This window comes from Streptomyces sp. NPDC030820, assembly GCF_055572075.1.
Window position 1 is genome coordinate 158,865 of sequence record NZ_JBVIEB010000006.1, and the last position, 18,224, is coordinate 177,088.

The following is an 18,224-nucleotide window of genomic DNA, read 5'->3' on the forward strand; positions in this document are numbered from 1 at the left end:
GGGGCCTTCCGTCGTCAACGGGCTGGGATGCCGAACCCTTGGGATGCTCGGTCCGAAGCCGTACACGCCGGTGAACCTGTGATGAAACACGTCTTGATCTTGTCGGGCGCCGAAGCGCCTGGGGGCGGCATGCCCCCAGGCTGGGAGACGCGATCAGCAGTACAGGTTGTTCCCCGGCGAGACGCCGAGGATCTGGGTGAAGCGCTGGTAGGCGTCGACGCGGCTCTGCACCTGGGCCGGGTTCTTGCCGTCGCACTCCAGGGAGCCGTTGATGGACCGGATGGTCTGGCCGAATCCGGCGCCGTTGACCATGGCGTTGTGCGGGGTCATCGTGCCCGGTCCCGACTGGGTGTTCCAGTACCACAGGCCGGTCTTCCAGGCGACGGCAGCGTTGTTCTGCACCTGCCAGGGATTGTTCAGGAGGTCGATGCCGAGTGCGTCACCGGCGGCCTTGTAGTTGAAGTTCCAGCTGAGCTGGAGCGGGCCGCGCCCGTAGTAGGCGGCCTGCCCGGCGGGGCAGCCGTACGGCTGGCTCCAGTCGCAGTAGGTGGGGTAGTTGGCGGTGTTCTGCTCGACGACGTACACCAGCCCGCCGGTCTCATGGCTGACGTTGGCGAGGAAGGCGGCGGCCTCCTGCTTCCTGACCGTGTCGCTGCCGGTGTTCGCGAAGCCGGGGTAGGCGCTCAGGGCCTGGACGAGGCCGCTGTAGGTGTAGAAGCTGTTCCGGTTCGGGAACATCTGGTTGAACTGGGCTTCGGAGACGACGAATCCGGACGGTGTGCCGCTTCCGCCGCCGGCCGGAGCGTTCCACTTCTGGTTCGTCCCACCCGTACAGGTCCAGATCTGCAGCCGCGTTCCGTTGGCGCTGTTGTTGTCCCGCACGTCCAGGCACTTGTTCGCGGCCGGGTTGACGATGTCGTGGGCCGAGGTGACCACCCACTGCTGGTTGGCGCCGCCGGAGCAGTCCCACAGCTGGACCGCCGCGCCGTCGGCGGTGCTTCGGTCGACGACGTCCAGGCACTTGCCGAGCGCCCGCAGGGTGCCGTCACCCGGGTTCGACCAGTTCTGGGCGTTGGTTCCGTTGCAGTCGTAGAGCTGTACGGCGGTGCCGTTGGCGCTGTTGGCTCCCGCCACGTCCACGCACTTGCCGGCCAGTCCGGTGATCTGGCCGTCCGCGGCCCGGGCGGGCGCGGCGACGAACAGCGCGGCGAGAAGGGCGGCGACGACGCCGCCGGCCAAGCAGCGTCCGAGGCGCCCCAAGTGTATGGATCTGTAAGGGAGTTCGGCGAGGCGAAGGTGCATCGACAGGTGCTCCAGTCCTGGTCGGGGATTGGGGTTCCGGTGCCGGCGGATGTGCCGTGCCGCCGGTTGGTGGCCTGGGTACGGGGCCGTCAGCCGAGGACGGTCTCCACGACGACGATGTGGCCGGCGTCGGGATCGAGGCTTCCGCCGAGCCGGCTGAAGGCGCCGTCGGTCAGGTCCAGGCACTTGGGTACCTGCGGCGTCCAGGCGAACGTGCCCCGGTCGTTGATGCGGACCACCAGCGATCTGCCGTTGGCGGTGTTCGTGACCTGGACTCGGGTGCCGAAGGGCAGTTGGGGCTGACGGCTGAGCGAGGTCGCCGCGGTGTCGGCGTTGTTGTCGAACAGTTCGCCGCTGGCCGTCAGGGCGCCGGGCGGCTGCGGACCGTAGTGGGTCGCCCAGCAGGTGTCGGATGCCCGCCGGGCGGGCGCGTCCGCGCCTGCCTGGGCCGGGGAAGAGGTGAGCAGGCATGCGGAGAGGCCCAGCGCGGCTGTGAGGACGGTGAGATAACGGGATCCGGCCATGGAGGACGGTGGCCTTTCGGGTGGGGGGTGGGCATCGGGCAGCGTGCACCTCCGGAAGGGACGGCCAACGGTGAGCACGGCGCCCGATGCGTGGCTGAGCTGTGAAGCTAGAGGTGCAGACCATTGAGGGTCAAGGTGTGAAGTAAGCCATGAGAGAAGCGAGTTCTGGCTGATGCCGTACCTCACCATCGACCGGGCACGTGGAAGTCGGCCGGACACGGCTCACGGAATTCGGTTGTCCACCGTGTCGGCCCCGCACTAGCGTGCGGCCAGTGGATCTCTTCTCACGCTCTTGGACGGCACTGCGCACAGCCGTCGCGGAACTGCCGGACGAGGACTTCGAGCGGCCGTCCGGCTGTACCGGCTGGCTGGTACGGGACTTGGTGTGCCACCTGGTCATCGACGCCCAGGACGTCCTGATCACCCTGGTGACACCTGCCGAAACCGAACCGACCGTGGACGCGGTCACCTACTGGAACCTGGTCGAACCCCCGACCGGCGAGGATCCGCTCGACGCGCTGATCCCTCGGCTGGCCGCCGCCTACGGCGAGCCGCGGTGGCTCAAGTTCCATTTGGACGACGTCGGTTCCGCGGCGGGCCGCGCCGCCGAGCTCGCCGATCCTGCCGTCCGCGTCGGCACCCGTGACGAAGTGCTGACCGTCGGGGATTACCTGTCCGCTTACGTCGTGGAGTGGACCTTGCACCACCTCGACCTGATCGCCCATCTGCCCTCGGCCGCCGAGCCGCCCACCGAGACGCTCGCGGCGGCGCGCACATCGCTGGAGAAGATCGCGGGGGCCCCGTTCCCCGCCTCGTTCTCCGACAAGGACGCGTTGCTTGTCGGCACCGGACGCCGTACGCCGACCGAGGAGGAGCAGGCCGCCCTGGGCGACCTGGCCGACAGGCTGCCGTTCGTTCTCGGCTGACCGGCCCGACCGGCCGGTCCTTCGTTCCCCTGACGAGTGCTCAAACGGCCCCCGGGCACTCGGGCGTGGCCGGAACCGAGTCCAGATGATGAGATGATCTTCGTGTTCGTCACTACCATGTGACCGCAAGACAACCGTTCGAACGGCCCTTTCAATGCGGGCCGTTCGGGGTCGCCGATGCCAGGGACCGCTCCCCGGGCTGCGGTGATCTTCCTGTCCAGGAGGACCTTCCGCATGTTCCGACGTATTGGCAACACTGTCGTCCGACATCCCGTGTGGACGATTGTGGCATGGCTGATTGCCGCGGTGGCGATCGTCGCCACCGCTCCGAGTCTGCCCTCGAACAGTGACGAGAGCAGCTTCCTGCCCAAGAGTTACGAGTCCATCAAGGCGGCGGATCTCCAGCAGAAGGCGTTCCCCAGCGCCTTCACGCCGTCCGCCATCGCGCTGTATCAGCGCACCGACGGCGGCACACTGACCGCCGCCGACAAGCAGGATGTCGCCCGGATCACCACCGAACTGGGCAACAAGCACATCGACCAGGTGCAGAAGGTCGTCCCCGGCCAGCCGTCCAAGGACGGCAGGTATGACCTGACCCTGGTCCAGATGGACAGCAAGAACGCCGGCCAGCCCAAACAGGCGGACGCGGCCAAGGTGTTGCGCGATGACGTCAAGCAACTGGCCAAGGGCACGCATCTCGACGTCAAGCTCGGCGGTTCCGCCGCGCAGGCGCTCGACCAGCAGGACTCGTCGAAGCGTGGCCAGGCGCTGATCGGCATCGGCACCTTCGTGATCATCCTGGTGACCCTGCTGATCATCTTCCGGGCGCCGATCCTGGCCGTACTGCCCCTGGTGCTGATCGGCCTGGTGTCGGCCATCGCCAACGGCCTGATCGCGTACGCCACCAAGCTGTTCGACCTGCAGGCCAACAGTTCGATCTCGTCCATCCTGATCGTCGTGCTCTTCGGCGTGGGCACGGACTACTTCCTCTTCCTGATGTTCCGGTACCGCGAACGCCTGCGCGCCGGAGACGAACCGAAGCAGGCCATGGTCAACGCGGTCGGCCGGGTCGGTGAGGCCATCGCCTCGGCGGCCGGCGCCGTCATCATCGCGTTCCTCGCACTGGTGCTGTCCACGCTGGGCTTCCTCAAGCAGATGGGCCCGGCGCTCGCGATCGCGGTGGCCGCCACGCTCGTGGCGGGCCTGACCCTCATCCCTGCCGTGGTCTCGCTGATCGGGCCGAAGATCTTCTGGCCCTCCAAGTCCTGGCAGCAGGAGCCGGAGAACGCCCGGTTCGCCGCCCTCGGCCGCGGTGTGCAGCGCCGCCCGGCGCTGACCGCCGGGGTGTCCGGTCTCATCCTGATCGCACTGTCGCTCGGTATCCTCGGCTACCACGCCACGTTCGACCTGGCGTCGGGCTCCATGCCGAAGACCAAGGAGTCCATGGTCGTCCAGGACCAGATGCAGAAGGCGTACTCGGCGGGCGCCGCGGCCCCCACCGACGTCTACCTGTCCAGCACCGACGGCAAGCCGCTGGACAAGGGTGCCTTCGACGCGTACGCGAGCAAGCTCGGAGCCGTGGACGGGGTCGCGAGCGCCCGTATGACGCAGGTGAACAAGGACGGCAGCACCGCGGACTTCACCGTCACGCTCAAGTACGAGGCGTCGACGGACAAGGCGATCGACACCGTCGGCCGGGTGCGGGACGTGGCACACGCCGACGCCCCCGCCGGCACCGAGGCGATCGTCGGCGGCATGTCCTCCATCTACAAGGACATCAACACCGCGGTGAACCACGACTACAAGACGGTCTTCCCGGTGGCCGCCCTCCTCATCATGGTGATCCTGGGTCTGCTGCTGCGCAGCGTCGTCGCCCCCTGGTACCTGATGGCGTCGGTGGGCCTCGGCTTCGGCGCCACCCTCGGCGCGACCGTGTGGATCTTCCAGAAGGGGCAGGGACACTCGGGTCTGATGTTCATGCTCCCTGTGATCATGTATCTGTTCGTGGTCGCCATCGGTACCGACTACAACATCCTCATGATCGCGCGGCTGCGCGAGGAGGCCCGCGAGGGCCGCGAGCCGCGTGAGGCGGCCGGCCTGGCACTGCGGCACGCCGGTCCGACGGTCGCCGCGGCCGGCTTCATCCTGGCGGCGACCTTCGCCACGATGATGCTGGCGGGCAACTCGCTGCTGACGGAGATGGGTTTCGCGGTCTCCTTCGGCATCGCCGTCGCGGCCTTCGTCATGGCGATGTTCTTCACCCCGAGCCTCACCGCGCTGATCGGCCACGCCGCGTGGTGGCCGGGGCACGGCGACCGGGCCGAGGCCGCGACGGCCGACGCGGGCACCGGTGTCAGCGGTTCCGCATCGGCGCCCGGCGCCGACCGGGGTTCCATCGCCCACGATCCCGCGGGGCGTCGCAACTAGCGGCAGCGGGCGGGACGGGGAGTCCGGCCAGGTCCCACGAGGGCCCGGCCGGACTCCCCGTCGGCGCGTCAGGAGGGTGCGGTCGGCGATGCCCACGCTCACGTGCAGCGTTACTACGATCCCGGTATGAAGATCACCTATGAGTGACGCGGCGAGTTCGACACCGCGAAGTGCCAGTGGCTGCACGTCGACTTCGAGGAACACCTGCGTCCGTTCTACTTCGACGCCTGCGGGTGCACGGAAACGGCAGCGGGGCTGCTCGCGCTCTGACACCGTCCGTACCGGCCCCGCTCCCATCCGCTGCGTCCGCCAACTCGGCTCGTGTAACCAGTCATTAACCGAACCGGGACCGGCGCATCAACCGCCGCACGAGTAGACGTCCGACTCGACGAGCACGCTCGCGTGCATGGCATTCACCTCGTACAGACCGGGCTTGACCCGCGCGGCCACGCTCACCGCGGCCGCCCTGCTCCTGCTGCTCGCGCCGCCCGCCGGCCGGGCCGGCGCCGCCGAGGCGACCCTCCCGCTCGGCGACCCCGGCCTCGCGGAGACCCGCACCACACAGACCCTGGCCGACGGTGTGACCCTCACCCGTATCGTCCGGGGCACCGAACCCGCCCCGGCCGACCAGATCAACACCACGACCCGCGGCCCCTGGGTGGTCGACGTCCTGACCATCGACCCGCGCAGCGCGCGCGGGCAGCTGCGCGCGACGTACGGCCCCGACCTGGCCCACACGGAGAAGACGACCGAACTGGTGCGCTCCTCGGAGGCCCTGGCCGGCGTCAACGGCTCCTTCTTCACCTTCACCGCCAGCAAGGACTATCCCGGTGACCCGGTCGGGCTCGGCCTCTACGACGGACGGCTGCTCAGCGAGCCGACCGGCGACCCCGCGGAGGCCGACTTCGTGGTGGACGCCCACGACAACCGCGCCCTGACGGGCCGGCTGAGCTGGTCGGGCAGCCTGCACAACCGGCGGACCGGAGCCGTGCTTCCGCTGAAATACGTGAACCATCCGCCCGTCGTCCCGGCGGCGTGCGCCGACCTGACCGATCCGACCCGGTGCACCGTGCCCGGCGACGTGGTGCGCTTCACCCCCGAGTTCGCCGAGTCCACGCCCTCGGGCGCGGGCGTCGAGGTGGTCCTCGACCGGCACGGCTGCGTCGTACGCACGCAGAGGGCGCGCGGCACGCACCTGACCGCCGGCCAGACCTCGGTACAGGCCACGGGCGCCGACGCGGCCGCCCTGCTGCACACCGCCGACGGGGGCTGCCTGCGTACCGACTCGGTGCTCACGGACGAGCAGGGCCGACAAGTTCCCGTCCGTCCGGGGCTGTTCGGCGTGAACGGCCGCTATCGCCTCACCGAGCACGGCCGGATCGTGGTGCCGGCCGGCTCGGGCGGCTTCTTCGGGCGCAACCCGCGCACGATCGCCGGTACGACCCGCGAGGGCAAGGTCGTCCTGGCGACCATCGACGGCCGCATGACGACCAGCGTCGGCACCACGATGGACGAGACGGCGGCGGTCGCCGACGCCCTGGGTATGACCGCCGCCGTCAACCTCGACGGCGGCGGCTCGACCACCATGTCGGTGCAGGGAACACTGGTGAACCACCCCAGCGGGCCCACCGAGCGGTCCGTGGGCGACGCCCTGGTCTTCGTACCCGGCCCGTACCGGCCCACCGAGGGCTGAGCCCTCCTTGCTCAGCCGCCCGTGCTCTCCCGCACGATGATCCGGTGCCCGGCCACATGGTCGTGCACGAGGGCGGCGTCCGGGTCGTCGATCCGCTCCAGCAGCAGTGACACGGCGACCCGGGCGATCTCCTGCTTGCCGGGGGCGACCACGGTGAGGCTAGGCAGCCCCGCCGTCTTCAGGGCCTCGCGACATCCCCCAAGGAGCCGCTCATGCGCACAGGCCCCCGCACCACACTCCGTGCCGTCCTCCTGGCTCTGCTGCTCGGTCTCGCCGCCGTACCCGCGGCCACCTCGGCCATGCCCCCGCAGACGCCCGGAGCGAAGGCGAGCACCGGCACCTTCCGCAGCCCGCTCAACCCCGGCCCCTATGAGACCTGCTCACAGCGGCTGGGTGGCGAGCGCGGCCAGGTAGACGCCGTAGAGCAGGGACACGGCCGTGAGGCCGCCGCACACCAGTAGAGCCCGGGAGGACGGGCGCCCGCGCCACGCCCGCACCAGGGCGCGAGCCGGCGGGATGAGCAGGGGGAACGCCGGAAGGAGGAAACGCGGCTTGGAGGAGAAGGGGCCGGACACCGCGACCACCAACAGCAGCAGCACGCCCGCGAAGACCAGCAGCGGCAGCGGGGCGCGCTCCAGACACAGCACGCAGAACGACACGATGCCGGCCACGACGAGGACCACGGACACCGGATAGGCCACCAAGCTGCCCTGCAACGGCATCGACTCCAGAAACCGCAGGGGCCCGACCGAGAGGTCCAGGCGTGAGTTCCAGGCACTCTGCACCTGCAGATAGCCGTGCCACAGGTCACCGGTCTGCCGTCCCACCCACAGCACATAACCCGCCCAGCCCAGCGGGCCCAGGACCGTGCCGACCAGGAGCGCCGGGGAGGCGCGCCCACGCTGCCGTACGACCTCGTGGGCGGCCGCGGCGGCGACGGCCGCGGCGACAGCGATCCCGTTCGGCCGTGCGAGGCCCGCCAGCAGCGCCAGCGAACCCGCGGCGAGCCAGCGGCGGTGCAGCACGGCGTACAGCGACCAGGCGGCGCATGCGGTGAACAGCGGTTCGGTATAGGCCAGGGTGAGGGCGACCGACTGCGGCAGTACGGCCCACAGGGCGACGACAGCGGTGGCGACCGCCCGCCCGTAGAGGTGATGGCTGATCGTGTAGACGCCGTACACGGCGAACACCGCGGAACCCCAGGCGATCAGCAGTCCCGCCTGCCCGGCGGTCAAGGGGAGTAAGCCGCGCAGGGCCCGGATGAGCCCCGGATACAGCGGAAAGAACGCCCAGTCGGTCTGGACCGCGCCCGTGCTGGTGATGCGCAGCTGGGTCCCGTAGCCGTGCTCGGCGATGTGCAGATACCAGACCGAGTCCCACGCATGGGCCAGGCTCTTCCCGAACGGGCGGCCGGCCACGGCGTCGACCACGATCAGCAGGACGACCCCGGCGAGCCGGACGGCCGCGAAGACGGCAAGGGCCCGGAGCACGCCCGGGGCACCCTCCACCCGACCGCGACCGGTCTCACGAGGGCTGTCGGGCGGCCGCAGCGCGGGTGACATGCTCACCCTCCGACCATGAGCGGCCGCAAACCCGAGCGCAATCCGGAACGCACCCGGAGGGGACCCCGGGCGGATGCTCGCGGTGACGCCGCGACGGTGGCGCGCCTGAAGCGCCGCTTCGACACAACACGTTGATGATGACGTGTCCGGCGAGGGACGGCAGTGGACGCTGCCGTCGGCGAACTGGGCGAGCGGACCACGCGGCGAGCGGCCGACCGCGACCGCGCGCGCCCACGCGTACCGCAGCGCCGCTTCCGGGACGCGCCGCTGATGATCGTCGGAGAAGGCACCAACGAGATCCAGCGGAACGTGATCGCGAGTCAGCCGGTGAAGCGAGGAGGGCTGGATGCGTGAGGGCCTTTGCCGCCAGGGCTGGGACTCGTCCGCCAGCGCGGGGCCTCGTCGTCGGGGACGTCCGGAGAAGCGAAATGGAACGGTACGCCGAGATGGTCGGCCAGGGCCTGTCCTGCCTCGGTGGCGGCAGTGGCCGGCCGGGGCCCGTCGGTGCGCTGGTAGACGGTCGCCAGATGTCCGTCCCCGTCCGGATCCTCCAGGACCGCGACCAGGCACACGAACCAGTCATGGATGGTGTCGCCGTTCCAGACCGCCTCGATCGCGGCCACCCGGCCCGGGTGCGCGGCCGCGCGGGCCGCGAGTGAGGGGACGTCCAGCGGATCGGGCTGCCTGCGTCGCACGCGGTCGCCGAGGGCGTCGTAGCGGGCGTGGACGACCTCCTCCGCCTCGCGCAAGCCGGCACCGAGCGGGCGCAGCGCGTCCCAGGCGGCCTTGATCGCCATGATCGGGCGGTCGTGCAGCACCTCCGTGTCGATCTCCCGACGGGTCTGCGCGTCCAGGGAGGACCACCAGCCGCTCATCGCCTCACCAGGACCGATGCCGTGAAGTGCCACATGCGCCGAAGGTACCTCACCCCTTGACGGCCGAGAGGGCCGGCCGACCCGGCAGGGGGCTTTTCGCACGGATATGGTGGGTACGCGGGGTACACCAATCCGCTGGGTCGGCAGGCGTGGAAGAAGTGATGCCGATGATCTCCGACATGGTTCTGGTGCCCACCAGTGATGCCACACTCTCCGGTGACCTTGTGGTCCCGACGGCGGCGCGGGCCGTGGTGCTCTTCGCCCACGGCAGCGGAAGTTCCCGGCACAGTCCGCGCAACCGGATGGTGGCCGCCGAACTGCGCACCGCCGGGTTCGGCACGCTGCTGATGGACCTGCTCAGCGAACGGGAGGAGCGGCACGACGCGTTGACCGGCGAGCACCGCTTCGACATCCCGCTCCTCGGCCGACGGCTCGTGGCCGCGATCGACTGGATGGAGACGCAGCCCGACACCCGTGGCCTCCCGGTCGTCCTGTTCGGCGCCAGCACGGGCGCCGCCGCGGCGCTGGTGGCCGCGGCCGAGCGCCCCGACCGGGTGCTGACCGTGGTCTCGCGAGGCGGCCGGCCCGATCTGGCGGGCGACGCCCTGGGGCGGGTACAGGCTCCGGTGCTGCTCATCGTCGGCGGCCAGGACCAGCAGGTCCAGGAGCTGAACGAGGAGGCGGCCAGGTATCTGCGGGTGCCGAGCGCCCTGCACATCGTTCCGGGTGCCACTCACTTGTTCGGAGAACCCGGGGCCCTGGAAGAGGTCGCCCAGGTGGCCAGGCAGTGGTGCGACGAGCGACTGACCGGGTCGGCCGACTGACCCGGACAACCGACTGACCGGGGACACCGCGCAGCACGATGGTCCGTCAGCTCGGATTCGGCCTGCCGAAGAACTCGGCGTAGCGGGCCGGCAGCCCGGACAGGAGGTGGTCGATCTGCCGGTCGGGCACGGCGTCGGCCACCGTGGACAGCACGGCGTCCGCGTCCCACTCGGCCGTACGGGGCCGGGCGCCGGTCTGCATGGACACCCGCCGGAGGAACTCGTCACAGTCGAACGTCTCGGGCCGCCCTCGGTCCAGATGCAGGGCCTCGTCCAGGGGGGCGGGCAGCCGGGCCGCCAGTTCGTCGGCCTCTTCCGGGGCGATCCGGGTCGCGAGCGCCCACAGGACCGCCTCACAGACGTGCTCGGTCTCCTCGCGGCTGCGGTACTCGCCCCGGTCGCGGACCTGGGCCAGGAATTCTTCCAATTGCACGGCGGCCTCCCACGGTCGTCGCAGGCCATCACGGCGAGCGCACCCTTCCCGTCCGCCGCGGCCGGGTCCGGGTGCGGCCGACGGACTTGGGCGATGTCGTCATTGTAGGTTTTCGGGCGGTTTCAGGCCGGGAAGAGCCGGAGGAAGGTCTCGACATCGGCTCCCACCAGCGGAGCGCCGTGCGCGAGTCCGGCCGAGGACATGGGAGGCACTTCAGCCGCACCCCGCCCCGTCCTACCGCCGCGCCGCGGCCGCCGGTGACCTGGCACGGGCCGAGACGATCCTCGTCGAGCACGGCGGCATCGTCACCGCCTTCGAGAGCGGCGAGACCGCGCATGCGCTGCACCTGCCGGCCGAGCACCGCACGGAGGGCCGCGCCGACTTCCATCGGCTGCTCGGTGCGGCCCGCGGCGGCGGCACTCCCGGTGCCGCCGGTGGGGCGAAGCGAAGCCGGTCGGGTGATTGGCGGGCCGGTCCCGGCTTGGGTGCGGCAAGTCACGGGCTCGGCCGGAGAGACTGCGGCCATCCCAACGGAGGTGGCGAACATATGCTCAGCGACAGCACAGCGACGATCCTTGTCGACAGGCCGAGCGTGGCTGCGGTCGTCGCCGGTGCTCCGCGCGTGGCGCAGATCGCGGCGGGGTGCAGCGACGAGACGGAGGCCGCCCGGTGCCTTGCGCCCGAGGTGGTCGAGGCGGTGCGGGAGGCCGGATTCGCCCGGCACTTCGTCCCCGCGGCCTTCGGCGGCGTGGAAGGCAGTTTCGTGGACATGACCTCGGCGGTGGCCCTGGTCGGCGAGGGCTGCGCCTCGGCTGCCTGGGCAGCCTCGCTGTCCGCCCACGCGTCCCGGTACGGCGCGTACCTGCCCGTCGAAGGGCAGGCGGTGCTGTGGGGCGACGGGCCGGACGCCCTCATGGCGGGCGCGCTCATGCCGGCCGGGAAGGCGGAACCCGTCTCCGGCGGCTGGCGGCTCAGCGGTGAGTGGAAGCACATCAGCGGGGTGCGCTTCGCCGACTGGGTCTTCGCCTGCTCCGCCGTGCCCGGCAAGGTGGGCCCCGACGGGCGCGGCGAGGTGCGGTTCTTCGCGGTGCCGCAGGCGGACATCACCGTGAAGGACACCTGGTTCACGCTGGGCATGCGCGGGACCGGCAGCGACACCATGGTCCTGGACGACGTCTTCGTGCCCGAGCATCTGACCCTCTCGAGGCTGGACATCAACGCAGGGCGGGCGACGGCCTCGGCGGCCCGCTGCCACACGGTGCCGGTGAACGCGGTGAACGGGCTGCCGCTCGCCGTGCCCGTGGTGGGCGCCGCGCGGGGCGCGGTGCGGGCCGCCGCGGAGCAGAACCTCCGGCGGGTCGACCGGCGGGGCGCCCCGCTGCGGGAGAAGCCGTCGGTGCAGATCGACCTCGCGCGCTCGGCCGCGGAGGTGGACGCCGCGGAGCTCCTCGTCCAGCGGGCCGCTCGGGTCGCCGACGGCATCGAGGAGACCAAGGAGGGCGAGGCGGCGGTCCGCGGGCCACGGGACCTCGCGCTGGCGGTCGAGTTGTCGCTGTCGGCCGTCGAACGGGTCTTCCGCGGCACCGGGACGACGGGCCATTTCGAGTCCGACCCGGTCCAGCGGTTCTGGCGTGACGTCAACACCGCCGCGTCCCATATGATCTTCTCCTTCGAGACCACCGGTACGGCCTACGGGGCCTGGGCACTCGGCGTGGAGAGCGCCGAGCCGAGGCGTTGACCTCGCCGATACGACAGGACACGGCGGCGGATACGACAGCCTTGACGTGCAGCCAGGCCTTTCACTTCACGAAGCGGTACTTCAGGGGGGTGGCCGGCGGCTGCAACTCGTCATGGCAGCGTGCTCTTTCTCGCCGACGACCGGTACTGCTTCAGCGGCGACAGCTCCTATTGGTCGCGAACCACCGGGTGGCTGCTGCCGGGCCACGGTGACCGCCGGCGCCTCCCCGCCGAAGAGATGGCCCGGCGACCGGTCCGCCTGGCGGCCGGGAGCCGCTGACTGCGGCCCCGGCCCATCGACTTCACCGCGGTGCGCTGGTGACGGCGGTGCACGGGGTGTCCGGACGAGTAGTGGAAACATGTCGTGCCATGCGTGCTGCGTACATCGAGGAACTGGGTCCCGCCGGCGTCATCCGGTACGGCGAGATCGCCGCGCCCCGGCCCGGCCCCACCGACGTACTGGTGGACGTCCTGGCCACCGCGGTCAACCCGGTGGACACGTTCGTGCGGTCGGGACTCTTCCCCACGCAGGTCGACTTCCCCTTCGTCGTGGGCCGTGATCTGGTCGGCACGGTCGCCGAGGCGGGCCCCGGTGTCGCGGGCTTCCGGGCGGGTGACCGGGTGTGGTGCAACAGCCTCGGGCACGGGGGGAGGCAGGGTGCGGCAGCGGAGCAGGCGGTGGTGGCGGCCGACCGGCTGTACCACCTGCCCGAGGGAGCCGATCCGTACGCGGCGGTGGCGGCGTTCCATCCGGCGGCGACCGCCTATCTGGCGCTGTTCGTCCATGGGCGGCTCCGCGTGGGCGAGACCGTGCTGGTCGGCGGCGCCGCGGGCAATGTAGGCAGTGCCCTGGTGACGATGGCGGTGCGGGCGGGCGCCCGCGTCCTCGCCACGGCCGGCCTGCGGGACGCGCAGTACTGCGCGCAGCTGGGCGCGGCCGAGGTGTTCGACTACCGGGATCCGGAACTGACCCAGAGGATCCGCGCCGCCGCGCCGTCGGGGGTCGACCTGTACCTGGACACGGCCGGCGTCAACGACCTGGAGACCACGGTCGACCTGCTCGCCCGAAGGGGCCGCGTGGTACTGCTGGCCGGCGCCCGGGCCCGCCCCGTGCTGCCCGCCGGGGCGCTGTACATGAACGACCGCTCCGTCGTGGGGTTTGTGATCTCCCACGCGACACCCGACGAACTGGCGGAAGCCGCCGCGTACATCAACGACCTGCTCGGTCAGGGTGCTCTGCGCCCGCGCAGCATCGAGGTCCTCCCCCTCGGCGCGGCCGCCGATGTGCACGCCCGGATGGAGAAGGGCAAGCTGCACGGACGGCGGGCCGTCCTGCGTACGGACCTCGTCTCCGGCGTCAGGTGATGTGCCGCAGCAGCGCCGCGACCGCCGCGGGCGGCTCACCGTGTGGACGTACCACCATCACCTTCCAGCTCGGCGCATGCCGGGTGAACCGATAAGTCGTCAGGTCGGGGAAGCGGTCGGCGATGGACGGGGGCATGATGCAGACGCCCAGGTCGTTGCGGACCAGTTCGGACGCGGCCACGATGTCGTTCACCTCGAAGGTCGTGGTGCGGTCGACGCCGGCGGCGCGGAAGGCCCGGTCGACGGCATGGCGGATCGCCCAGCCCGGGGTGAAGTCCACCAGGGGCAGCTGCGCCACCGTGTCCGGTTCGACGGTGCCCTCCGGAGTGCTCGCGGCGAGATCCCGGCCGGGGGAGACGACCAGGACCATCTCCTCCCGGGACAGCAACCGGGTCACGAGCCCCCGCTGCTGCTGGCGGTCCAGTGCCACCACCGCCAGGTCCACCGTGCCCTCGCGCAGGGCCTGCCGGATGTCGGTCACCGCCGCCTGCCGCAGCTGGACCACCACCCCCGGGTGCTCCGCCCGCAGCGCGGCCAGCGCGTGATGCAGGCCCGCCCAGACACCCTGCATGATGCCGACGGTCACCCGCCCGCGCAGTTCTCCCTTGGCCGCGTGGACCGCCTCGCGCGCCAGCTCGGCGGCGCGCAGGGCCGCACGTGCGGCGGGTACGAAGGCCTCCCCGGCCGGGGTGAGCGCCACCCGGTGGGTGTTCCGGGTGAACAGCGCGGTGCCCAGCTCGCGTTCGAGGGCGCGGACCGTGCCGGAGACGGCGGACTGCACCACGTGCAGCCGCCTCGCCGCGGCCGTGAACCCGCCCGCGTCCGCCACCGCGACGACGGCTTCCATCTGCCGCAGGTCCATCATCCGCTCCCGGTGAGGCAGTGCCCGTGCGACGGGCTTGGATCTTCGCTGCATGGTATGCAGGCGGCGGGTGAGCCGACGCCGTCTGCCGGGCCTGGGCCTTCGCCGGAATCCTTACGCGCCGCCCGGGGCACGGTTCCGGTCTTCCCGCCGGTGCTCGGTGAGCCAGTACAGGAGCGCCAGGACGGGGAGCGCGGCGCCGAGGGCCGTCACGGCCGTCCAGCCGCCGGAGTGGTAGGTCAGCGAACCGAGCTGGGAGCCGAGGGCGCCGCCGAGGAAGAAGATGGCGATGAACGCGCTGTTGAGGCGGGCCCGGGCGTGGGGGTCGAGCTGGTAGATGGTGTGCTGGCCGAGGATCAGCGTGGCCTGGACGGCCATGTCGAGCAGGATGGCGGCGAGCGCTATCAGGACGATGTGGTGGCGGCCGAACCCGGCGACAGCGAAGGCCAGCGCGGCGAGGACGAACGCGGCGCCCGTCATGGGCCGGGTCAGCTTGCGGTCGGCCCACCGGCCGGCCAGCGGAGCCACGGCCGCGCCGGCGGCTCCGACCAGGGCGAAGACACCGACGCCGATGGGGGAGTAGTGGAACCCGGGGCCGGTCAGGAGGTAGGAGACGGTGGTCCAGAAGGCGCTGAAGGCGCCGAACATCGCTGCCTGGTACAGGCCGCGGCGCAGCAGCGCGGGGTGGGTGCGGACCAGCTGGAGGGTGGAGTGCAGTACACGGGCGTACGGGATGTTCGTGGTGGGGGCGTGCCGGGGCAGCGCCGAGCGCAGGGCGAGGGCGAGGACGGCCATCAGGACGGCGGAGCCCAGGTAGACCACGCGCCAGCCGGCGATGTCCGAGACCAGGCTGCTGAGGGTGCGCGAGAGCAGGATTCCGGTGAGCAGGCCGCTCATCACCCGGCCCACGATCCGGCCGCGGGCGTGGTCGGGCGCGAGGCTCGCGGCGAACGGGACCAGGATCTGGGCGACGACCGAGGTGGCGCCGCTGACCAGGGATGCGATCAGCAGCACGGGGAAGTTCGGGGCCAGTCCGGCCGTGACCAGGGCGACCGTGGTGACCGTCAGCAGGGCCGTGATCAGGCCCCGCTTCTCCAGCCGGTCGCCGAGCGGGACCAGGAACAGCATGCCGATCACATAGCCGACCTGGGTGAGTGTGATCAGCCAGCCGGCCGCCGCCGTACTGGTGTGGAAGACCTCGCGCAGCGAGGAGAGCAGGGGCTGGGCGTAGTACAGGTTGGCGACCGTCATGCCGGCGGCGACGGCCAGCAGCGCGATCAGCCGGCCCGGCACACCGTGTGCGGGCTCGGCACCGGCCGCACCCTGACGCGAGATCCGGAGTTCGGAGGACTGGGGCACGTTGACCTTCTTCGGAGGCGGGAGCCGGTGAGGCCGGCTCGGCGGGATGCCTGGCGACGATCGAGCAGCTTCCTCGCCGCTCTCACTGGCACAAGCGCTGGGCCGCTCCCTCTGCTTCCCTCTTGATCGCGATGACTTGCGATGCCGGTCATCTCTGATGGAGATGACCGACCCCGTCCGTGAAGGCTGTGGCAGACGATTTGGGTCGTTACGCGTAATTTGGTCAGCATTACGAGCGTCCGGTCGAGCCGGGGAGTCGGCCTGGGTGGAGATCCCGTGTCGACCGCCTACGATCATGGCATGATAGTTGAATATAGAACTACCCCTCCGGGAGGCGGTCCACGGTGAGCAACATCGAAACGAAACCCACGGAACTGCGGTGCGGTGCCACAGTGGACGCCGAGCGGTCCACCGAGACGGCAGGGGTCGACGTACTGACCCCGCGTGATGTGCCTCTCGGCGGTCCCCGGGCGATGACCGTACGCCGTACGCTCCCGCAGCGGGCCCGGACGCTGATCGGCGCCTGGTGCTTCGCCGATCACTACGGTCCCGACGACGTCTCGGTGACGGGTGGCATGGACGTCGCCCCGCACCCCCACACCGGCCTGCAGACGGTGAGCTGGCTGTTCACCGGGGAGATCGAGCACCGGGACAGCATGGGCAACCACGCGCTCGTACGGCCCGGCGAGCTGAACCTCATGACGGGCGGGTACGGCATCAGCCACTCGGAGGTCTCCACCCCGCGGACCACCGTCCTGCACGGCGTACAGCTGTGGGTGGCGCTGCCGGAGGAACACCGCGACACCGAACGGGACTTCCAGCACTACGCGCCCGAGCCGGTGCTGACCGACGAGGCCGAGATCAGGGTCTTCCTGGGCTCCCTGGCCGGCCGGGTCTCCCCGGTGCCGACCTTCACGCCCCTGCTCGGCGCCGAGATCGTCCTCCGGCCGCGCGCGACCGTCACACTCGCCGTGGACCCCGCCTTCGAGCACGGCCTCCTGGTCGACCAGGGGCAGGTGCGCCTGGCGGACACCCTGGTCGGACCCTCGGAGCTGGGCTATGTCCCGCCGAGCGCCGACGCGTTGACGCTGACGAACGAGTCGGACGACTTCGCGCGGACGGTGCTGCTCGGCGGAATCCCCTTCGAGGAGGAGATCGTCATGTGGTGGAATTTCATCGGGCGCAGTCACGAGGACATCGCCAAGGCCCGGGAGGACTGGCAGAACTCCTCCGATCGATTCGGCGTCGTCGAGGGGTACCCGGGACACCGTCTGCTCGCCCCCGCCCTGCCCAACGCCGTCATCACCCCGCGCAGGAATCCGCCGCGCCACTGATCCGTCCGACGCGTGCACCGCACCCCATCCGAAAGGCATCCCATGAGCCAGCCCTCCGCCGCTCCGACCGTCGAGCACAATGAGGCCAAGCACCGGTACGAAATCCTGGTCGACGGCAAGCGCGCCGGACTGACCGCCTACCGCGACCGCGGTGAGCAGCGCGTCTTCTTCCACACCGAGGTCGACGAGGCCTTCGCCGGACAGGGCCTGGCCTCCCGGCTGGTCCAGGAGGCGCTCACCGACGTACGTGAGGCCGGCAGGCGGATCGTGCCCGTCTGCCCGTACGTGGCCAAGTTCCTGAACAAGCACGAGGAGTTCGCCGACATCACCGACCCCGTGACCCCCGACGTCCTGCACTGGCTGGACACCGAACTGGGCTGACCGCCCTCGCCGGCCGGCCGTCGATCTCGGCGGTCGGCCTTACGGCAGCGCACCAGCCGTGCGTGGACGAGCTGATGGCCCTGCTGGCCGACTGCGTGGACGCCTGGGACACCCCCGGACCGGTCGGGTGACCCGGTGGACATCCTGCCAACGAAGTGGGCCACGGCGGGCGCGCCGCGGCCGCCGTCGAGGGGCTGCTGGGGCCGCCGCGGGTCGCCCGCCTGGTCGCCGCGCACATCCCGGCCGGACGCCATCTCGCAGCCGCCGACCCGCAGTTGGCGCCGTCGCCGGAGCGCGCCCGCACTCGGCTGCCAGGGCGGTCCCATGACCCCGGCGGAGGCGGCGGCCTTCGAGGTAGACCCCGACTTCCCGGCCGCGATCGCACTGCGCCGTGCCGACGGCGCCGGCCAGGTCGTGGGCCTGGCGGCGGGCCCGCTCGCGTCCGCCGTCAGCAGGACACGCCGACCGGGGTGGCAGTGGATCCCCCGTCGAGGGCCAGTGCCGCGAAGGTGGCCAGCCAGTGGTCGGCCGTGAAGTCCTGCGGGTCGGCCCGGTCGGAGACGACGGGCACCTCCAACAACGGAGAGCGTCGGCCTCCGTCAGCGCCGGGGACAGGAAGT

Annotated in this window: 18 protein-coding genes and 3 pseudogenes; 12 read left to right on the forward strand and 9 right to left on the reverse strand. The window is 71.1% G+C overall.

Annotated elements, in window-relative coordinates:
* Nucleotides 1-153 precede the first annotated feature (153 nt).
* Nucleotides 154-1,302, reverse strand: a complete 1,149-nt coding sequence (locus tag ACZ418_RS18305; RefSeq protein WP_468363575.1) for a glycoside hydrolase family 19 protein — start codon at nucleotides 1,300-1,302, stop codon at nucleotides 154-156.
* Between the two features lie 89 nt (nucleotides 1,303-1,391).
* Nucleotides 1,392-1,826 (reverse strand): septal ring lytic transglycosylase RlpA family protein, encoded by a 435-nt coding sequence (locus tag ACZ418_RS18310; RefSeq protein WP_468363577.1) that lies wholly within the window; start codon nucleotides 1,824-1,826, stop codon nucleotides 1,392-1,394.
* Between the two features lie 272 nt (nucleotides 1,827-2,098).
* On the opposite strand from ACZ418_RS18310, the gene ACZ418_RS18315 reads away from it, so the two are divergent.
* The 4 genes and pseudogenes from ACZ418_RS18315 to ACZ418_RS18330 all read left to right on the forward strand — a co-directional run bounded on the left by ACZ418_RS18315 (nucleotide 2,099) and on the right by ACZ418_RS18330 (nucleotide 6,872).
* A complete protein-coding gene (locus ACZ418_RS18315; RefSeq protein ID WP_468363579.1) occupies nucleotides 2,099-2,752 on the forward strand; it encodes a maleylpyruvate isomerase N-terminal domain-containing protein in 654 nt (217 codons plus the stop codon).
* Nucleotides 2,753-2,986: 234 nt separating this feature from the next.
* Nucleotides 2,987-5,179 (forward strand): MMPL family transporter, encoded by a 2,193-nt coding sequence (locus ACZ418_RS18320; protein WP_468363581.1) that lies wholly within the window; start codon nucleotides 2,987-2,989, stop codon nucleotides 5,177-5,179.
* Between the two features lie 165 nt (nucleotides 5,180-5,344).
* Nucleotides 5,345-5,449, forward strand: a pseudogene (locus tag ACZ418_RS18325) (GNAT family N-acetyltransferase); the annotation flags it as partial.
* Nucleotides 5,450-5,585: 136 nt separating this feature from the next.
* Nucleotides 5,586-6,872: a phosphodiester glycosidase family protein gene (locus tag ACZ418_RS18330; RefSeq protein ID WP_468363584.1), complete on the forward strand. Its 1,287-nt coding sequence runs from the start codon at nucleotides 5,586-5,588 to the stop codon at nucleotides 6,870-6,872.
* Between the two features lie 11 nt (nucleotides 6,873-6,883).
* On the opposite strand, the gene ACZ418_RS18335 is transcribed toward ACZ418_RS18330, so the two are convergent.
* Nucleotides 6,884-7,183, reverse strand: coding sequence for a substrate-binding domain-containing protein (locus ACZ418_RS18335; protein WP_468364378.1), 300 nt, complete (start codon nucleotides 7,181-7,183; stop codon nucleotides 6,884-6,886).
* Here ACZ418_RS18335 and ACZ418_RS18340 point away from each other — a divergent pair.
* Entirely contained in the window at nucleotides 7,085-7,333 is a 249-nt protein-coding gene (locus ACZ418_RS18340; RefSeq protein ID WP_468363586.1) for a hypothetical protein, read from the forward strand. The two genes, ACZ418_RS18335 and ACZ418_RS18340, sit on opposite strands and share 99 nt — an antisense overlap.
* On the opposite strand, the gene ACZ418_RS18345 is transcribed toward ACZ418_RS18340, so the two are convergent.
* The gene (locus ACZ418_RS18345; RefSeq protein ID WP_468363589.1) at nucleotides 7,253-8,362 is read right to left on the reverse strand and encodes a hypothetical protein; all 1,110 of its coding nucleotides are present in this window, start codon (nucleotides 8,360-8,362) and stop codon (nucleotides 7,253-7,255) included. The genes ACZ418_RS18340 and ACZ418_RS18345 overlap by 81 nt on opposite strands.
* A 315-nt stretch (nucleotides 8,363-8,677) precedes the next feature.
* Here ACZ418_RS18345 and ACZ418_RS18350 point away from each other — a divergent pair.
* A pseudogene (locus ACZ418_RS18350) lies at nucleotides 8,678-8,788 on the forward strand (acyl-CoA dehydrogenase family protein); the annotation flags it as partial.
* On the opposite strand, the gene ACZ418_RS18355 reads toward ACZ418_RS18350, so the two are convergent.
* The gene (locus tag ACZ418_RS18355; RefSeq protein ID WP_468363591.1) at nucleotides 8,755-9,342 is read right to left on the reverse strand and encodes a hypothetical protein; all 588 of its coding nucleotides are present in this window, start codon (nucleotides 9,340-9,342) and stop codon (nucleotides 8,755-8,757) included. The pseudogene ACZ418_RS18350 and the gene ACZ418_RS18355 overlap by 34 nt on opposite strands.
* 134 nt (nucleotides 9,343-9,476) lie before the next feature.
* Between ACZ418_RS18355 and ACZ418_RS18360 the strand changes: the two genes are divergently transcribed.
* Nucleotides 9,477-10,133 carry a dienelactone hydrolase family protein gene (locus ACZ418_RS18360; RefSeq protein WP_468363594.1) on the forward strand — a complete coding sequence of 219 codons (657 nt, stop codon included), beginning with the start codon at nucleotides 9,477-9,479 and terminating at the stop codon, nucleotides 10,131-10,133.
* A gap of 46 nt (nucleotides 10,134-10,179) precedes the next feature.
* Here the strand turns inward: ACZ418_RS18360 and ACZ418_RS18365 are convergent, their stop codons facing one another.
* Complete coding sequence (locus ACZ418_RS18365) at nucleotides 10,180-10,566, reverse strand: DUF2267 domain-containing protein (protein ID WP_468363596.1); 387 nt, start codon at nucleotides 10,564-10,566, stop codon at nucleotides 10,180-10,182.
* Nucleotides 10,567-11,113: 547 nt separating this feature from the next.
* Between ACZ418_RS18365 and ACZ418_RS18370 the strand changes: the two genes are divergently transcribed.
* The 3 genes and pseudogenes from ACZ418_RS18370 (at nucleotide 11,114) to ACZ418_RS18380 (ending at nucleotide 13,668) form a co-directional block, all read left to right on the forward strand.
* Nucleotides 11,114-12,304 (forward strand): acyl-CoA dehydrogenase family protein, encoded by a 1,191-nt coding sequence (locus ACZ418_RS18370; protein WP_468363599.1) that lies wholly within the window; start codon nucleotides 11,114-11,116, stop codon nucleotides 12,302-12,304.
* Nucleotides 12,305-12,397: 93 nt separating this feature from the next.
* Nucleotides 12,398-12,583: pseudogene (locus ACZ418_RS18375) on the forward strand (MBL fold metallo-hydrolase); the annotation flags it as partial.
* Between the two features lie 89 nt (nucleotides 12,584-12,672).
* Nucleotides 12,673-13,668 carry an NADPH:quinone reductase gene (locus ACZ418_RS18380; protein ID WP_468363602.1) on the forward strand — a complete coding sequence of 332 codons (996 nt, stop codon included), beginning with the start codon at nucleotides 12,673-12,675 and terminating at the stop codon, nucleotides 13,666-13,668.
* On the opposite strand, the gene ACZ418_RS18385 is transcribed toward ACZ418_RS18380, so the two are convergent.
* Complete coding sequence (locus ACZ418_RS18385; protein ID WP_468363605.1) at nucleotides 13,661-14,584, reverse strand: LysR family transcriptional regulator; 924 nt, start codon at nucleotides 14,582-14,584, stop codon at nucleotides 13,661-13,663. The genes ACZ418_RS18380 and ACZ418_RS18385 overlap by 8 nt on opposite strands.
* A 60-nt stretch (nucleotides 14,585-14,644) precedes the next feature.
* A complete protein-coding gene (locus tag ACZ418_RS18390) occupies nucleotides 14,645-15,823 on the reverse strand; it encodes an MFS transporter (RefSeq protein WP_468364380.1) in 1,179 nt (392 codons plus the stop codon).
* Between the two features lie 410 nt (nucleotides 15,824-16,233).
* Here ACZ418_RS18390 and ACZ418_RS18395 point away from each other — a divergent pair, with 410 nt between their 5' ends.
* Together ACZ418_RS18395 and ACZ418_RS18400 are read left to right on the forward strand one after the other, a co-directional pair.
* Nucleotides 16,234-17,223 carry a pirin family protein gene (locus tag ACZ418_RS18395; protein ID WP_468363608.1) on the forward strand — a complete coding sequence of 330 codons (990 nt, stop codon included), beginning with the start codon at nucleotides 16,234-16,236 and terminating at the stop codon, nucleotides 17,221-17,223.
* A gap of 42 nt (nucleotides 17,224-17,265) precedes the next feature.
* Nucleotides 17,266-17,604, forward strand: a complete 339-nt coding sequence (locus tag ACZ418_RS18400) for a GNAT family N-acetyltransferase (RefSeq protein WP_468363610.1) — start codon at nucleotides 17,266-17,268, stop codon at nucleotides 17,602-17,604.
* Nucleotides 17,605-18,052: 448 nt separating this feature from the next.
* Here the strand turns inward: ACZ418_RS18400 and ACZ418_RS18405 are convergent, their stop codons facing one another.
* Nucleotides 18,053-18,175, reverse strand: coding sequence for a hypothetical protein (locus tag ACZ418_RS18405; RefSeq protein ID WP_468363613.1), 123 nt, complete (start codon nucleotides 18,173-18,175; stop codon nucleotides 18,053-18,055).
* Nucleotides 18,176-18,224 lie beyond the last annotated feature (49 nt).

Bases quoted from the DNA above. Each gene is read 5' to 3' on its own strand.
- ACZ418_RS18400 (WP_468363610.1), top strand. From the start codon at position 17,266: ATGAGCCAGCCCTCCGCCGCTCCGACCGTCGAGCACAATGAGGCCAAG.
- ACZ418_RS18380 (WP_468363602.1), top strand. From the start codon at position 12,673: ATGCGTGCTGCGTACATCGAGGAACTGGGTCCCGCCGGCGTCATCCGG.
- ACZ418_RS18320 (WP_468363581.1), top strand. From the start codon at position 2,987: ATGTTCCGACGTATTGGCAACACTGTCGTCCGACATCCCGTGTGGACG.
- ACZ418_RS18330 (WP_468363584.1), top strand. From the start codon at position 5,586: ATGGCATTCACCTCGTACAGACCGGGCTTGACCCGCGCGGCCACGCTC.
- ACZ418_RS18385 (WP_468363605.1), bottom strand. From the start codon at position 14,584: ATGCAGCGAAGATCCAAGCCCGTCGCACGGGCACTGCCTCACCGGGAG.
- ACZ418_RS18310 (WP_468363577.1), bottom strand. From the start codon at position 1,826: ATGGCCGGATCCCGTTATCTCACCGTCCTCACAGCCGCGCTGGGCCTC.
- ACZ418_RS18360 (WP_468363594.1), top strand. From the start codon at position 9,477: ATGATCTCCGACATGGTTCTGGTGCCCACCAGTGATGCCACACTCTCC.
- ACZ418_RS18370 (WP_468363599.1), top strand. From the start codon at position 11,114: ATGCTCAGCGACAGCACAGCGACGATCCTTGTCGACAGGCCGAGCGTG.
- ACZ418_RS18305 (WP_468363575.1), bottom strand. From the start codon at position 1,302: ATGCACCTTCGCCTCGCCGAACTCCCTTACAGATCCATACACTTGGGG.
- ACZ418_RS18340 (WP_468363586.1), top strand. From the start codon at position 7,085: ATGCGCACAGGCCCCCGCACCACACTCCGTGCCGTCCTCCTGGCTCTG.